Origin of the sequence: Borreliella japonica (genome assembly GCF_030438115.2) — a bacterium.
Taxonomy (GTDB): Bacteria; Spirochaetota; Spirochaetia; order Borreliales; family Borreliaceae; genus Borreliella; species Borreliella japonica.
In genome coordinates this window covers 636,817-652,762 of sequence record NZ_CP124062.1, presented here as the reverse complement: position 1 = coordinate 652,762, position 15,946 = coordinate 636,817, and the positions used below count along the sequence as shown (strand labels likewise).

The following is a 15,946-nucleotide window of genomic DNA, read 5'->3' as shown; positions in this document are numbered from 1 at the left end:
TTAAGTGTATAAATTCAATAATACTTTGTCAACGTTATTATTCAAAAGCGTTGTTATAAAGTATAATACAAAATGATTTGCTAATAAACATAGATACTAATATTAGCATTTATTATTTGTATGGTTAAATGAAAAGAAATTTTTATCTTATTGTTCTTTTTATAGCTCAAAACTGCTTTCCCATTGATTTTTGGGATACTATGGAAAGAGAAAAACTAATAAATGAAATGGTAAGCAAAATGCAAGACCATGAGCTACTAGGACAAATGTTCATGATAAGTTATCCAGATCAATCAATAACAAATTTTGTTCTTGATTTCATAAGTAAAAAAAACCTTGGGGGAATTAAAATTTTTGGATGGAACGCAAAAAATTTAAAAAACTTAACAGAAAGTATTAATAAAGCTCAAAAAATATCTCAAAACAATAAATTTAAAATTCCTTTATTTGTAGCAACAGATCAAGAAGGGGGATTGGCACAACATGTAAAATCAAATACATCAGAAACAATTGGTAATCTTGGAATTGCAGCATCTCTGTCTCCAGAAGATTCTTATAATACAGGGTATTACATAGCACAAGAGTTAAGTAGGCTTGGAATAAATTTAAATTTTGCACCTATAGTAGATATATATAGTGACGAAAATAATTTCACAATAGGACCAAGAACATATTCAGATAACCCTAGAATAGTATCACTTCTTTCTCTAGCTCTTTACAAAGGTCAAAAACAAGGAGGAATAATTTCTACTGCAAAGCATTTCCCAGGACATGGCAACACCGATCTTGATTCCCATATAAATATTCCAATAATAAATTCTAATTTACTAGAAATAAACTTAAATGAACTTTTGCCGTATAAAATATTAATCCAAGAAAACATTCCGGTAATAATGACAGGCCATCTAGCATATCCAAAGCTTACAAATGGAGAAAATATTCCTGCATCATCCTCAACAAAAATAATTAAAGACATACTGAGAAATAAATTGAAATATAATAACATAATAATTACTGATGATCTCTTAATGAATGCAGCAAAATACAATAATGAGAGCATTTATAATACAATTGAAAGAATAGTTAGAACCAAAAGTGACATTTTTTTAATATCTTTAAATGAAAAGATACAAAAAAATGCTTACAACATGCTACTAAATTTAATGAAAAAAGATTTAGAAATAAAAAACAATATTATTGAATCTAATAAAAGAATATTAAGAATAAAATTGACCTACTTGAAAGAAAATAAAAACAAATCCGACCTTTATCCTAATTTCAATAAAGATGAGAAAATATATTCAAAAGAAGGTGAAAAATTTTTTGAACAAAACACATTAAGGGGTATTACAAAAGTAAGAATAGAAAAAGAAATATCTAAAACTAAAAAAACCCTTATAATATCTCCTTACTACAAAATGATTATAGAAGGCAAAAAAATATTTCAAAATACACATGCTTATTATTACGACTATTATCCCTTAAACGGAATTAATTCCCAAAAACTCGACGAAATTAAAAATTTAATTAAAAAATTTGAACAAGTCATCTTTAATTTATCAACACCTGGAAGCTTAAAATATTTAGAAAATTTGGAAGAATATAAAGATAAAATAAGCGTAATCGTATCTCTTACTCCTCAACATATCAAAAAATTAAATTGGATAAAAAACATAGTAATTATTTACGGAACAACACCTCTGGCATTTAAATCCGGATTTTTAACACTCACTAAGGATTTTGATCCAAAAGGAACTATCCCTTTAAGAAATATTATAAATAAATATTATCCTTAATGTATGCTAGCATTCGATTTTTTACAATCTCTAGAGAACCTTGTTTAATTCTAAACCCACTAGCATTTTTATGTCCCCCGCCCCCAAAATCTTCTGCCAATTTTCCAACATTAAAAGAATCTTTAGATCTCAAGCCAACTGTAATCGAACCGTCCTCCATTTCCTTTAAAATACCTAAAATTTCATTATTCTCAACATTGCTTAAAATCATATAAAAAAGTTCATTAACTCCAGTAACGCCACTATCTTTGCCAAAACTAGAAGAAAATAAAGATGTAAACAAAACCTTTCCATTCCAATAAGATTCAAGACTGTTTAACATTAACTTGAGAATTTCTATTGATTTTAGACTTTTGGTTGTTTCTATATAGCTGTGAACTTCTTTAAGGCTTATTCCTTTTGAAACCAGTCTTGCAACCATTTCAAAAGGCTCTGGATCACTTCTTGAAATAAATTTAAAAAAACCAGTATCAGTACAAAATCCTACCAAAATATACCAAGCTTCTTCTTTTGTAAGATCATATCCAAACTCTCTGATCAATTTTTCAATTAAAAAAGTAGTAGAAGGCGCAAAAGGATCAATATAGCCTATACATTTTAATTTTTCACCAGACATATGATGATCAATTACTAAAATAGGCATATCCTTTACGTAAAATGCAAATTCATCACCTATCCTATCTAAAATTGAGCAATCCAAAATAATAACTGAATAATCTGAAAGCTCAATATTAGGCCATTCAGATAAAAATTTATTCCTAAAAGGAATTATTTCTTTTCTAACAAAAGGACCTTCATTTAACAAAACAGAATTTTTACCAATTCTTGAGAGAAAAGACGATAAAGCTAAAGACGAACCTATGCAATCAAAATCGGGATCTTTGTGTCCGATAATAATAAAATTATCATAGTTTTTAATAAAATTAATAACATCTCTCATAGTAAAGTTCGCAAACCCTCCGTAAAACAAGTTTTTAGCTTGTTTTACATTGACTATATTACAATATTTCAATAAAATAAGCCACAAGAACTAATAAAATATAACAGACGGGAGCAATTGTGAAAAAACCAAAACAAGAAGATATCAATAAAGCATTTTATATGGCAGAAAAAGCAAGAAACAATTCATATTCTCCATATTCAAAATTCAAAGTAGGTGCCTGCATTAAGACTAAAACAAACGATTTTTTTATTGGAACAAATGTTGAAAATGCAAGCTTTGGAGCAACTTGTTGTGCAGAAAGAAGTGCTATTTTAAATATGATCGCAGAAATTGGCGTACAAACAATAGATTTTTTATTACTCAATACAACTCCTGAATCTATTCCATGTGCTATATGCTTACAAGTAATGACAGAATTTTTTGATCAAGATACAAAAATAATAATAACAGAATCTAACTCATTTAATGAAAACAAAATGCCAATAAAAATTTATACATTAAAAGATTTGCTTAAAGCTCCTTTTGATAGAAAAGAGCTGCTAAGAGTAACATAATCTCAACTTTCAAAAAACTTGTAAAAAATTAAATCAATCTAATATCTTTAGAGAAACTACAGCATTTGCAAACCTATTTAATTTGTCACTTTCAAGAACACTAGCAGACAAATCAAATAAATTTAAAATAAGTTTTTTCTCATCAAAATTAAAATTGTATTCTAAATCCTCAAATAATAAAAAATTAATAATTGGAACAAATTTTTCCACAAAGCTGTATAAACTGCTATCAAGCTCATAAGCTTCATAATAATAATTGAATATATCCTCTAATGACTTCTTGTCAAACTCTTTTAAAATTTCACAAAAATTATTTTTAATATTCTCAATCAAACTGTGCAAATTATTATTATTTAAAATATTTTTTTTACATTTCTTAACAAAAAAATCTGCTTGCCGCATAAAATATTCCTCACTTTTGCCTTAACAAGCCAAGATTGAGCTTGAATTTAATAAATGATAAAATGTAGCATTAATGCTACATTAATAACATTATGTAATAACCAGGAGAATGTTACAATTATGGTCAAGGTAATAAGCTTAAAAAACATTCATAAATTTGCTTATTTAAAACTAGAGCCTTTAAAAAAAGAAAATGTTTACATTGTTTATATTGAAAACAATTCAAAACTAATTGCAAATCTTAAAGCAAAAGCAAAAGTTAGTCAAATTGAAATAATTCATTTTTATATTAATGATGATTTTAAATCAGAAGGTATAGAAAGAATAATGATTAGTAATTTAATTTACTACGGGAAAAAAAATAAATTTAAAACAATTTCATGCAAAATTACCGAAATACAAGAAGAGCTCTTAAGTTTAGGATTTGAAAATAGAGATTCTCAATATAAAAAAGAATTAACATCTGAAATAGAAGAAGATAAATTTGTAATGGGAATAGGAATAATTTCTATATTTACCGAAGTAGCATCAATATCTTCTAAGCTTACTGTAGGAATACTGTTTAACTCATTTGCACTTATTGCTGATGCTTTCCACGTCATGGCCGACTTTGTTTTATCTACAATAACTTATTTTAGTTTAAAAATTACAAGCAAACCTGAAACTATCCATTATCCCCATGGACATAAATTAATGGAAAGCTTAATAGCTTTTATCATGGGAATAATCATGCTTATGGCGGGATTTACACTATTTTTAAATACAACCGGATTAAATAAATTTATCACTCTTGGAGGAGAGTCTGGATTTAACCTACACATACACCAAAACAAAAATAAAAATGATAATATATATGAACACGACCACAGTCATGACCACAATCACAGTGACCACGATCACAGTGAAGAAGACAAAAAAAATATACTAGAAATATTTTCAAATAAATCTCTTAAAAAAAGCTTATGGATACCAATAACCCCTTTCATTTTTTTTATAGTGAAAATAATAGAATATTTGACAAAATTCCAAATAGGGAAAAGATACAATAATCAACTTCTCTTAGCATTAGCTTCAGCTGATAAAAACTGCATATTCTCACATGGCGGGATTACACTAAGTTTACTACTTGCAACTTACATGTGGAGTGGTTTTGACAAAATTATGTCTATATTTATTGGCTTTATCATAATAAAAGAAGGACTTAACGTAATAATAAATAACGCAAACAATTTGCTCTCAAAGCAAAATATAGATCTTAAAAGAAGCGTAAAAGACACATTAAAAAATTCAAATATAAACTTTAAAACACTCAATTTTCACAATCAAGGTAACAAGCTTGTACTTTATATCAAAATAAATTTGAATTCAGAAAATGACTTTCAAAGTTTTATAAATAAAACACAAAATATTAAAAAAATCATAAAACAAGAACATAAAGAAATAAATGATATATATTTCTTAGTCTAATTAAATTAATAATAAACAAATAATTGACACTTATAATAAAGTTGTGCTAACATTTTAAACTGTAAGACGCAGGGTAGAGCAGTTGGTAGCTCGTCGGGCTCATAACCCGAAGGTCATAGGTTCGAGTCCTATCCCTGCTATGTTTATTTTTAATATGTGAGGAATTGATGAATAGAAAACAAATAGCTAAAGGTAAGCTTGTAAGGAGATTTGGCATTAACATTTTTGAGCAGCCAAAATATGACAAAATCCTTAAAAAAAAGCCTCATCCTCCCGGAATGCATGGAAAAGCCAGAAAAGCTAAAATCACAGAATATGGAAAACAATTGATAGAAAAGCAAAAGATAAAGTTTACTTATGGTGTAAGCGAAAGACAGTTAACCAACACTTTTAAAGAAGCTAGAAAACATCACGGTGTTACAGGAGACAACCTTCTATCAATACTTGAGAGAAGGATTGATAATATTGTATATAGAGCTGGATTTGCCATCTCAAGAGCACACGCAAGACAAATAGTTTCTCACGGTATTATTAAATTAAATGGAAGAAGAGTCACAATCCCTTCAATAATACTAAGAGCAAATGATCAAATTCAAATAAAAGAGAAAGATAGCCTAAAAAAGTTAATAAGATCAAATATAGAAAAAACTTCGTCTCTTAGAAATTTGCCAACTTGGATAGAAGTAAACGCTGATGATTTAAATATAAAAGTAAAGCATGCTCCATCAAGAGACGAAATACCTACACTTGCTAATGAGCAAATGGTTGTAGAATATTATTCTAAAAGAGCATAAAATATCTTTTATTTTTGTATTGTTAAATAAAAAAAGTGGCTAATTAGCCACTTTTTTTATTTGCCTTTTTTTTTACTCTTTGAAACATTTTTCCCCAAATTATTCTTAGCGAAAAAAGAGAAACCATTATTCTTTCCCAAACTTTTAGCATAAGGCTGAACACTAAAAGATGCCCTGCTACCTGAAGGCCTTCTAACTCCATCTTTCATATATTTACTCCTAAAATATAAATTTAAATATGTAAATTTTTAAATAATATTCAAATAATCAAAAACTTCTTCCAAGCTAGAGACAAACTTAACATCTATATTGTCCTTAACTTCTTCTGGAAGCTTAAAATAATCTTTTTCATTATCCTTAGGCAAAATAACTTTGTTTATGCCGTTTCTATAAGCTGCCAAAACTTTTTCTTTAATTCCGCCCACAGGAAGAACGAAACCTTTTAAAGTTACCTCACCAGTCATTGCAAGATCTAAAGGAACTTTCTTATCAGACAGTATTGAAGCAATTGCTGTTGCAATGGTAATACCCGCAGAAGGTCCATCTTTTGGTGTAGCTCCTTCTGGAAAGTGTAAATGAATTTCGGGACTTTCCTTTACATCAAAATTAAGTTTAGAAGAATAGGTCTTAACTATAGAATATGCAAGCTGCGCACTCTCTTTCATGATAGCCCCAAGACTACCTGTTAGAATAATGTCTCCTTTTTTCTCAAACTTAGTTGCCTCAACAGGAAGAACTGTACCACCATAATTTGTCCAAGCAAGTCCATAAACAAATCCAGAAGAGTTAATCTTAATTAAATCCAAATTATATTCAGTGTCAACATAATTATAATAATTATTAATATTGATTATTTTATAAATACCTGGAATATCAGGATCATGAGTAAAAAGCGAATTATTTCCATGTATCAAAGAACTTGGTGAGTAAAAATTGCCTTTGATGATTTGATCCTTAGAATACTTATAAAGCAACTCCCTTACAAGCTTCCTAATCAAATTAGTTAAAACTCTCTTTAGCCCCCTTACACCAGATTCCATAGTATAGTTTCTAATTAAATTTAAAATAACATCATCCTCTATTCTTATATAAACTTTGTCTAAAAAACTCTCTTTAATTATGCTTGGAATCAAAAAAATCTTAGCAATCTCTAGCTTTTCAATATAAGAATAACCCTCAACTTTAATTATTTCCATTCTATCAAGAAGTGGCTTTGACATACCATTAAGAGAATTTGCTGTTGTAACAAATAAAACATTGGAAAGATCATAAGGGATTTCTAAATAATGATCTATAAATTTATAATTTTGCTCGGGATCTAAAACTTCTAAAAGTGCAGATTCGGGATTTCCTTTATAAGTATTATTAATTTTATCTATTTCATCAAGAAGAATAACAGGATTAGATTTGCCTGATCTTTTCATTGCGCTAATAAAAACACCTGGAAGAGATCCAACATAAGTTCTTCTGTGGCCCCTAATTTCTGCTTCATCTCTTAAGCCCCCAAGGGATATTTTAACAAATTCTCTAGACAGTGACCTTGCAATAGATTCCACAAGAGATGTTTTGCCAATACCCGGGGGCCCTACAAGGCATAAAATAGGAGCCTTGACCTTAGAATTAATTTGATAAACAGCTAAAAAATTTATTATCTTTTCTTTTGCTTCATCCATACCATAATGAGAATTTCTTAAGATAAACTCAATCTCACTTAAATGATTTTTCATAACAGTATTTTCATTCCACGGAAGATCTAATATTAATTCTATATAACTTCTAATAATATTAGCATCAGGAGAATTCATCTGCATTTTAGATAATCTAGAAATTTCTTTTTCAATCTTAGATTTAACATCTTCTGGGATATCTTTGGAATTTAATCTGTCAATATAATCGTTATCATCTTTGCCTAATCTTTTTTGTATCTCTTTAACTTGCTCAGAAAGAAAATAATCCCTTTGCCCCTTATCCAACTTAGCTCTAACTTTAGAATTAATATCTTTTTTAAGATCTAAAAGATCAATTTCAATGTTTAAATTAACAATTAACTTTTCTATTCTGATTTTAACATTCAACTCTTGCAAAAGTTCTAATTTTATACTATTTTCCAAGTTTGAATTAGAGGCTATAATATCTGCAAGCTTGCTTGGATTGTCAAAATAATTAATCGGTTCGCTATCACTATCATAAGATTTTAAAGATAAGGAATTTCTATAAACTTCATAAGTTTCTTTTAAAAATTTAGAGTAAGTGTAAAGCTCTCTGTTTAATACACTATCATCAGGCACAAAAGTAACTTTAGCTCTCAAATAATCATTTTTTTTCGAAACACTGCCTATAAGAACTCTACTTTGACATTCAACCAAAACTTTTACTACATCTTTACTGACCTTTATAACCTGGATAAGTTTAGAATAAGTGCCCACAGAGCATAGATTTTTAACTCCTCCTCTACTAAACTCATCACAATTAGATTCATTCGGATAAGCAAAAAGAATCAATCTTTCCTCTAACATAGACTGGGCTATGGAATTAATCACATATTCATTATCAAAGGTTACCCACAATGTCACATTCGGAAAAAGAACATTTTCTTTTAAAATAACAATCGGAAGATCTTCTTTTCTATTTTTTATCATATTTAAGATTGATTTCATATAACTCTTTTGCCCAAGGTTTTTTAATTGCATTGCCCACCAAAATTAATGGATTAATATCTGCATTTAAAACAGATTCTTTTGTGACAACAACCTTCTTAGTCTTACTAATCGAAGGAACCTCAAACATAACATCTTTAAGAAGACCCTCTAAAATAGATCTAAGACCTCTTGCTCCAGTATTTTTTAAAATAGCTTCATCTACAATTGACTCTAAAGCATCTTTTTCAAATACCAACTCAACATTATCCATTCTGAACATATGATAATACTGCTTAACAATAGAATTTTGAGGATCAACTAATATTCTCATCAAATCTTCTTTATTTAACTTTGCAAGATACGAATGAACAGGAAGTCTACCAACAAACTCTGGAATCAAGCCAAATTTAATCAAATCTTCCATTTCCAAATACTTTAATGAAGCGTCTTCTTTTATATTCTTTTTTTCAATTGCTGAAAACCCAATAGAACTCTTATTTATTCGATTCTTAACAATATTCTCAAGCCCAACAAAAGCACCACCACATATAAAGAGTATATTTTGAGTATTAATTTCAATAGTATCCTCATAAGGATGCTTTCTCCCACCCCTTGGAGGAACATTGGCAATAGTACCCTCAATTATCTTTAATAAAGCCTGTTGAACTCCTTCTCCAGAAACATCTCTTGTTATTGAAACATTTTCATTTTTTTTAGCAATTTTATCTATTTCATCTATATAAATGATCCCTTTCTCAGCTAGACTAACATCTCCATGAGCAGCATGTATCAATTTAAGCAAAATATTTTCTACATCTTCACCAACATATCCAGCTTCCGTTAAAGTTGTAGCATCTGCTATTGCAAATGGCACATTCATCTCTGCAGCTAACGTTTTTGCAAGTAAGGTTTTACCACTGCCTGTAGGTCCAACCAAAAGTATATTAGATTTTTCAATCTCAATACCATCATCATATTTATTATTTTTCAATATTCTCTTGTAATGGTTATAAACAGCCACAGATAAAACTTTTTTTGCATCTTCTTGTCCAACAACATGCATGTCTAAATGATCTTTAAGTTGTTTAGGAGTTGGCAAGCCATTGGACTTAGAATTTAACGGCTTGCACAACTTTTCTTTAAAAAGATTGTGACATATTTTAGAACATTCAGGACAAATAGCTACTCCATTAGATATAACAACATTGCCCCCGAGCTCAGCAACACTAAGCCCGCAAAAAGAACATTCTTTTACTTTTTGACCTTTTACTCTTGCCATAAAAATTTTTACCAAAAATAAAACTACTCCCTCACTAAGATACTATCAATAAGACCATATTTAAGAGCATCGCTTGAAGTCATAAAATAATCTCTTTCCATATCAAGAGCCAGTTTTTCTTTATCAACCCCTATCTGATTAGACATAATATCTATTATTAATTTTTTAAGTCTTAAAATTTCATTAGCTTGTATATTAATATCGCTAGCTTGACCACTTATTCCACCCCAAGGCTGGTGAATCATTATTCTAGAATAAGTTAAAGATTCTCTTTTGCCCTTGGCACCACCAGCAAGCAAAAAAGCCCCCATTGAAGCAGCTTGCCCAATGCAAATTGTCCTTACATCAGGTTTTATATATTGCATAGTATCATAAATCGCAAGACCTGCAGTGATACTTCCTCCTGGAGAATTCAAATAAAGATAAATATCTTTGTTTGAATCTTCTGATTCTAAAAACAAAAGTTGGGCAATCACAGTATCTGCCTTAGGATCATTAATCTCGCCACTCAAAAATATTATACGCTCTCTAAGCAATCTTGAATATATATCAAATACTCTCTCATAATTTCCCGTATGCTCTATCACAGTGGGTATTAAATTACGCATAAATTCCATTTTTCTTACTCACAAACTTTATAATCAACAAAATCTTTAAAAGAAATTTGCTTACCTTTTACTTCCTTAAGATTTGCTAAAATTCTTTTCTTAGCTCTTTTCCTTTTGATATCATCCTTTAAATAAGAAATCAAATTTTGATCTTCATAAAATTTTTTAATCTCCTCGTAACTTACACCCGAATTTTCAGACTGTCTGGCCATTTCATCTTCAAGGTCATTCGCAGTAACTTCAATTGGATCTAAATCTACCATTTTCTGAATTATCAACTTAGATTTCAAATTGCTAAGAATTTCATCTTTTAAATTATCATTACCAGCATAACCTGAAGAATAAAACATACTTTTAAACTCTTCAAAACTCATTTTATTTTGCTTTTTAGTGTCCTTAAAAGCAATTTCAATTTCAGCCTCAATCATTGAATGAGGAATATCTATTTCTAATTTTTCAGAAATAGTAGAAAAAAATTTATTTAGCTTTAAAGTTTCTTTTTTTTCTTCAATAAGGTTTAAAATATTAGATCTTATAAAATTTTTAAGATCATCTAGTGTATTATATTTGTCACTAATATCTTTTGCAAACTCATCATCTATCAAAGGAAGATCTCTTTTTTTAATACTCTTAATCTTAATCTTCAATTTTCTTGAAGAACCCGCAAGTTCTTCAAATTTGTAATCCATAATATAAGATTTTTCTATAACTATCTCTTCATTTATTCTCATACCAATTAAATCTCTGTCAAAATCATAATAAGTCTCAGATTCTCCAACTGTAAAAACAAAGTCTTGTCTTCTTGTTGATACTATCTCATTTAAAAGATCATCAAGTTCAACAAAATCCACTCTAACAATGCTATCTTTTTTAACAACCCCTTCCTCATCTTCAATAATAATTGAATTTTCCATCTGAAGGTACTTAATCTCATTATCAATATCAGAATCATTAATAAAAACTTCAGGAACTTCCACCTTAATATCAATATCATTAACATTTGGAATTTCAAATTCAGGATAAGTCTCATATACAAAAGTAAATTCAAAATCTTCATCAAGATTTAATCTTAGATTTTTTTCCTTTATAATAGGAGAAGTATAACTTAAAGGCTTTTTAGGCTCTTCTTTAAAAAATTCTTTAAGAGTATAATTAACTACTTCTTCTAAAACAGTAGCTCTTAACCCTTCAGAATACTTATTTTCAATTATACTAATAGGAACTTTTCCAATTCTAAAACCCTGAATCTTAAGTCGGGAAGAATAATCCTTTAATAATAAGTTATATTTTTCCTGAATAACATTTTTTGAAACTCTAATGACAACCTCAACTTTTGAACCTGGAAGAAGCTTAATATCTTTACTCAAAATCACTGTTAATGCCTCAATTAAATCTTATTGACAATTATTAAAAAGCGAAAGACGGGATTTGAACCCGCGACTTCCACCTTGGCAAGGTGACACTCTACCCCTGAGTTACTTTCGCACTTTTACAGAAGGTGGGAGTCGAACCCACACGCCAAAAGCACTAGATCCTAAGTCTAGCGTGTCTGCCAATTCCACCACTCCTGCATACTTCATACTCAAACTAGTATACAAAAACTTAAGAGCTTTTGCAAGTATGCCCAATCTACCAAATAAATAATATTTTCGCACTCAGCAGGATTCGAACCTGCAACCTTTGGATTCGAAGTCCACTGCTCTATCCAATTGAGCTATGAATGCAGTTAAAAAGGAAATTGATTAAAGGGTGATTGACGGGGCTTGAACCCGCGACATTCGGAACCACAACCCGACGCTCTACCAACTGAGCTACAACCACCAATAACAACTATAATATTTTATAGATATTTAATTTCTAAGTCAATAAAAAATAAGAATAACACAAATTATATGACTTTTTTTAAGAAATTTATATTAAAACATTAAATTTCTTAAAACTAAACTTTTTTAAAACCTTTCTAAACTTCTTTTTAAAAAATCATAAACTCTAATAGCTGAAGAAATATCTACTCTTTCTCTAGTAGTATGAGGCGATTCAATCCAAGGCCCAAGAGTAACAGATTCTATACCCCCTAACCTAGAAGATATTATACCTGTTTCAAGCCCTGCATGTATTAAAGAAACATTAGCATCTTTAAGATACATCTCTTTATATACGCCTTTAAGATGTTTTAAAAGATTGCTATTCTTATCAGACTTCCAAGAAGGATAGTCATAAATTATACGCAAATTAGCCCCTGATAAATCGCCTATTGATTGCAACTGATTAAAAACATACTCCTTGTCTGAATCCAATAAAGATCTTATTAAAAAAGTAAAAATATAGTCGCCTTGCGTTTTAAAAAGGCTTGAAAAATTTAAAGAAGTCTTGATAAGCTTATTTTCATAATTTTCTACTTTTTGAACTCCGTGTAAAAATCCCATTCCCATATTTAAAAGCTTGTTTTTGCTATTTTCATCAAGAACTTTAACTGATGAAAATTCCCTTTTATTAACAATAATGTCAAATTCATTTTCAAGAGAATATATACTTTTAACTTTAAATGTGAAAAGTTTAAGCTCTTTATTCAATAAATCATAATCACTATCATTAATAAAGATTAAAGCCCTGGATTCATTTGGAATTGCATTACTGCTATCCCCACCAAAAATACTTTCAATCTCAAAATCAATATTCGCTTTAATTTCAAAAAGGGCAAAAAACATTAATTTTAAAGAATTTGCCAAATCTAAATGAATATCTGCCCCAGAATGACCACCTTTAAGTCCTTTAAACAAAATTTCTACTTTTATTTTTTTTGTTGCAAGACTATAATTAGGGGAAAAAACAATCTCAACAAGTCTTGATCCTGCACAACCAACTAAAAAATAACCTTCTTCCTCTCCATCAAGATTAATAAGGCTTTTGCCACTACACAACTTAGGGTCAAGACCAAGAGCACCTATTAAGCCTATTTCTTCATCAACGGTAAAAAGAAGTTCTAAGTCCGGATGAGAAAAACTATTAGCCTCACTCATAATGCTTAGCATCATGGCTACTCCAATCCCATTATCAGCTCCTAGCGTAGTCCCTACTCCTTTAAGATACCCATCCTCTTCAATAATTTCAATTGGATCTGTTTCAAAATTATGTAAACTGAAATCATTTTTTTCACAAACCATATCAACATGAGATTGCAAAATAACAGGATGCATATCAATGCTATTATTAGATTTTATCTGCACCACAATATTACCAACACTATCTTCTTTAAAAGAATAACCAAATTTTTTAGATCTCTCCTTAATAAAATTAATAATTCCTTTAACATTTTTTGAACATCTTGGAATTTTTGATATCTCTTTAAAAGAATCAATTACAATACTCATAATCACTTTCCTTTGATTATATTAAAAAATCTAAACACCCTTAGACTTAATTAGAATTAATCATATAATATACTAAATCAATCTTAAAATTCATTCAATAAATTCAATAATGTTCATCAAGCTTTATTTTCAACAAAATCTGCATAATAATTAAAGTTTAAAAATTCTTTGGGAATTTCCGAAATAAATCTTGAAGGCAGCTGCTCAAAAATTTGTCTATCTTTTTTCCGCTTATTGGCCATGGTAATAATAAGAAAATCTCTTGCACGAGTTAATGCGACATAAAAAACTCGCCTCTCTTCTTCTAAGCCTAGCTCACTATCTTCAATGATTCTATGATGGGGAATAATATTGTCTTCAACAGCAATAAAAAATACATAATCAAATTCCAAACCTTTAGCAGAATGCACTGTCATTAAATTAATATTAATATTTTCAGATTCCTTGCTCACTTCGTTAGATTGAAGAACTATATAGTTTAAAAAACTGCTTAAATCTCTCAATTCACCAAATTGTTTGGACTCCCAATTTTTAATTATACTTAAAAACCCTTCTATATTTTGATATTTATATTCAGCCGCTTTAATTGAATTGGAATTTTCATTAACTAAAAATCCCCAATATTCAATACTTTCTATCATTTCTTTGATTACATTATAATACTCGTTTTTTGTTATACTAAATTTGTATTGATACTCTTCAATAAAAGATACAAAATCTTCTATGCTTTCAATGACATGCCTATTTAAAGCTTTATCGTAACTAGAAATGTTAGTAAAAGAAAAAGCAATATCACAAAGGGCATCATAAATACAACAGCCTTTCTTATCTGCTATATCTCTAATTTTTTTCAAATATTCCTTGCCAATTCCCCTTCTTGGAATATTAATAATTCTAAGCAAATCATAATCACTTTTAGGATTTATTATTACATTTAAATAAGAAATAATATCTTTTATTTCTTTTCTCTGGAAAAAAGATGTTCCCCCCGAAACTTTGTATTTTATGCCCAGTCTTCTAAAAATCATTTCAACATTTTTAAAAAGAGCATTAGTTCTCATAAGAACTCCTACATTTTTAGACTGAAAACCTTCTAACCTTGAAAGCTCTATGATTTGACCTGCAACAAACTCAGACTCTTGAATTTCATCTTCAAATATAAAAAAATCTATAACTTTGCCACACATCTTTGAAGACCACAAAGTCTTTTCTTTTCTATTTTTATTATTTAAAATCACAGAATTTGCAACATCTAAAATATTTTTGGCAGAACGATAATTTTGTTCAAGCTTTATTTCCTTAACGCTGTAATCTTTTTCAAATTGCAACATGTTATTGTAACTGGCTCCACGCCAAGAATATATAGATTGATCATCATCCCCAACACAACATAAATTACTATGATTTATCAAAAGACGAATGAAATCATATTGAATCAAAGAAGTGTCCTGAAACTCATCAATCAAAACATACTTATATCTTTTAGAATACTTACTACTAATATCAGAATTATTACTCAATAATTCTTTTGGTTTTAAAATCAAATCATCAAAATCAAAAGAATTATAAAGCTTTAATCGCTCTTCATAAAGTCTAAAAATATTTACATCTTCTTCCTTTAAATCATCAAGCGTGAGAACTCCATTTTTTAAGAATGAAATAACATTACTAAGCGAGTTTAAAGACACTTTTCTATTTAAAAGACCTTCATCAAGTAAAATCTCTTTAAGAAGAGAAATTTTATCATTATCGTCATAAATGCTGAAGTTTTTTCTATATCCTAATAATTTACAATTTTCTTTTAAAAAGAAAAGTCCAAAAGCATGAAAAGTTGAGACCATAAGATTGCTAAGGGGGGTTTTTAAAATTTTTTTAATTCTATCTTTCATTTCATTAGCCGCCTTGTTGGTAAAAGTTAAGGCTAAAATTTCCTTCTGAGCAATGCCTTTTAAAAGCAAATACGCTATTCTATGAGTAACGACTCTTGTTTTCCCACTACCAGCACCAGCAATAATTAAAAGAGCGCCTTCAATAGTGGTAACTGCCTCATATTGAAATTGATTGAGAGAATTTTTAAAAAAATCATCAAGCAA

Annotated in this window: 13 protein-coding genes and 5 tRNA genes; 5 read left to right on the top strand and 13 right to left on the bottom strand. The window is 29.1% G+C overall.

The window, feature by feature from the left end; genetic code table 11:
* Positions 1 to 200 precede the first annotated feature (200 nt).
* Entirely contained in the window at positions 201 to 1,796 is a 1,596-nt protein-coding gene (locus QIA21_RS03725; protein WP_301393380.1) for a glycoside hydrolase family 3 N-terminal domain-containing protein, read from the top strand.
* On the opposite strand, the gene QIA21_RS03720 is transcribed toward QIA21_RS03725, so the two are convergent.
* Positions 1,774 to 2,736, bottom strand: coding sequence for a DHH family phosphoesterase (locus QIA21_RS03720; RefSeq protein ID WP_301393176.1), 963 nt, complete (start codon positions 2,734 to 2,736; stop codon positions 1,774 to 1,776). The genes QIA21_RS03725 and QIA21_RS03720 overlap by 23 nt on opposite strands.
* Before the next feature lie 119 nt (positions 2,737 to 2,855).
* Here QIA21_RS03720 and cdd point away from each other — a divergent pair, with 119 nt between their 5' ends.
* The gene (gene cdd / locus QIA21_RS03715; RefSeq protein WP_091971919.1) at positions 2,856 to 3,293 is read left to right on the top strand and encodes a cytidine deaminase; all 438 of its coding nucleotides are present in this window, start codon (positions 2,856 to 2,858) and stop codon (positions 3,291 to 3,293) included.
* 33 nt (positions 3,294 to 3,326) lie between these two features.
* On the opposite strand, the gene QIA21_RS03710 is transcribed toward cdd, so the two are convergent.
* Positions 3,327 to 3,695: a hypothetical protein gene (locus tag QIA21_RS03710; RefSeq protein ID WP_091971921.1), complete on the bottom strand. Its 369-nt coding sequence runs from the start codon at positions 3,693 to 3,695 to the stop codon at positions 3,327 to 3,329.
* Positions 3,696 to 3,815: 120 nt separating this feature from the next.
* On the opposite strand from QIA21_RS03710, the gene QIA21_RS03705 reads away from it, so the two are divergent.
* The 3 genes from QIA21_RS03705 to rpsD all read left to right on the top strand — a co-directional run bounded on the left by QIA21_RS03705 (position 3,816) and on the right by rpsD (position 5,956).
* Entirely contained in the window at positions 3,816 to 5,162 is a 1,347-nt protein-coding gene (locus QIA21_RS03705; RefSeq protein WP_301393175.1) for a cation diffusion facilitator family transporter, read from the top strand.
* A 67-nt stretch (positions 5,163 to 5,229) separates the two neighbouring features.
* A tRNA-Met gene (locus tag QIA21_RS03700) sits at positions 5,230 to 5,302 on the top strand.
* A 27-nt stretch (positions 5,303 to 5,329) separates the two neighbouring features.
* On the top strand, positions 5,330 to 5,956 hold the full coding sequence (gene rpsD / locus QIA21_RS03695) for a 30S ribosomal protein S4 (RefSeq protein WP_091971924.1): 627 nt from the start codon (positions 5,330 to 5,332) through the stop codon (positions 5,954 to 5,956).
* 56 nt (positions 5,957 to 6,012) lie between these two features.
* Here rpsD and QIA21_RS03690 read toward each other — a convergent pair whose 3' ends face one another.
* The 11 genes from QIA21_RS03690 to QIA21_RS03640 all read right to left on the bottom strand — a co-directional run bounded on the left by QIA21_RS03690 (position 6,013) and on the right by QIA21_RS03640 (position 15,946).
* A complete protein-coding gene (locus QIA21_RS03690; RefSeq protein WP_091971926.1) occupies positions 6,013 to 6,165 on the bottom strand; it encodes a hypothetical protein in 153 nt (50 codons plus the stop codon).
* Positions 6,166 to 6,204: 39 nt separating this feature from the next.
* Entirely contained in the window at positions 6,205 to 8,595 is a 2,391-nt protein-coding gene (lon, locus tag QIA21_RS03685; RefSeq protein ID WP_301393378.1) for an endopeptidase La, read from the bottom strand.
* Positions 8,582 to 9,874: an ATP-dependent protease ATP-binding subunit ClpX gene (gene clpX / locus QIA21_RS03680; protein WP_091972289.1), complete on the bottom strand. Its 1,293-nt coding sequence runs from the start codon at positions 9,872 to 9,874 to the stop codon at positions 8,582 to 8,584. The genes lon and clpX overlap by 14 nt, the downstream gene beginning before the upstream one ends.
* A gap of 23 nt (positions 9,875 to 9,897) precedes the next feature.
* Entirely contained in the window at positions 9,898 to 10,482 is a 585-nt protein-coding gene (clpP, locus tag QIA21_RS03675; RefSeq protein ID WP_301393174.1) for an ATP-dependent Clp endopeptidase proteolytic subunit ClpP, read from the bottom strand.
* Between the two features lie 14 nt (positions 10,483 to 10,496).
* Positions 10,497 to 11,855 (bottom strand): trigger factor, encoded by a 1,359-nt coding sequence (gene tig / locus QIA21_RS03670; RefSeq protein WP_301393173.1) that lies wholly within the window; start codon positions 11,853 to 11,855, stop codon positions 10,497 to 10,499.
* A gap of 40 nt (positions 11,856 to 11,895) precedes the next feature.
* Positions 11,896 to 11,967 (bottom strand) — tRNA-Gly (locus tag QIA21_RS03665).
* Positions 11,968 to 11,972: 5 nt separating this feature from the next.
* Positions 11,973 to 12,053: transfer RNA gene (locus QIA21_RS03660), tRNA-Leu, on the bottom strand.
* 79 nt (positions 12,054 to 12,132) lie between these two features.
* Positions 12,133 to 12,206: transfer RNA gene (locus tag QIA21_RS03655), tRNA-Arg, on the bottom strand.
* 24 nt (positions 12,207 to 12,230) lie between these two features.
* A tRNA-His gene (locus tag QIA21_RS03650) sits at positions 12,231 to 12,303 on the bottom strand.
* A 128-nt stretch (positions 12,304 to 12,431) separates the two neighbouring features.
* Positions 12,432 to 13,853 carry a beta-Ala-His dipeptidase gene (gene pepD / locus QIA21_RS03645; protein WP_301393172.1) on the bottom strand — a complete coding sequence of 474 codons (1,422 nt, stop codon included), beginning with the start codon at positions 13,851 to 13,853 and terminating at the stop codon, positions 12,432 to 12,434.
* A 116-nt stretch (positions 13,854 to 13,969) separates the two neighbouring features.
* Positions 13,970 to 15,946 (bottom strand): ATP-dependent helicase, encoded by a 1,977-nt coding sequence (locus QIA21_RS03640; protein ID WP_418905522.1) that lies wholly within the window; start codon positions 15,944 to 15,946, stop codon positions 13,970 to 13,972.

Bases quoted from the DNA above. Each gene is read 5' to 3' on its own strand.
- clpX (WP_091972289.1), bottom strand. From the start codon at position 9,874: ATGGCAAGAGTAAAAGGTCAAAAAGTAAAAGAATGTTCTTTTTGCGGG.
- QIA21_RS03705 (WP_301393175.1), top strand. From the start codon at position 3,816: ATGGTCAAGGTAATAAGCTTAAAAAACATTCATAAATTTGCTTATTTA.
- QIA21_RS03725 (WP_301393380.1), top strand. From the start codon at position 201: ATGGAAAGAGAAAAACTAATAAATGAAATGGTAAGCAAAATGCAAGAC.
- pepD (WP_301393172.1), bottom strand. From the start codon at position 13,853: ATGAGTATTGTAATTGATTCTTTTAAAGAGATATCAAAAATTCCAAGA.
- QIA21_RS03690 (WP_091971926.1), bottom strand. From the start codon at position 6,165: ATGAAAGATGGAGTTAGAAGGCCTTCAGGTAGCAGGGCATCTTTTAGT.
- rpsD (WP_091971924.1), top strand. From the start codon at position 5,330: ATGAATAGAAAACAAATAGCTAAAGGTAAGCTTGTAAGGAGATTTGGC.
- clpP (WP_301393174.1), bottom strand. From the start codon at position 10,482: ATGCGTAATTTAATACCCACTGTGATAGAGCATACGGGAAATTATGAG.
- lon (WP_301393378.1), bottom strand. From the start codon at position 8,595: ATGATAAAAAATAGAAAAGAAGATCTTCCGATTGTTATTTTAAAAGAA.
- QIA21_RS03720 (WP_301393176.1), bottom strand. From the start codon at position 2,736: ATGAGAGATGTTATTAATTTTATTAAAAACTATGATAATTTTATTATT.
- QIA21_RS03710 (WP_091971921.1), bottom strand. From the start codon at position 3,695: ATGCGGCAAGCAGATTTTTTTGTTAAGAAATGTAAAAAAAATATTTTA.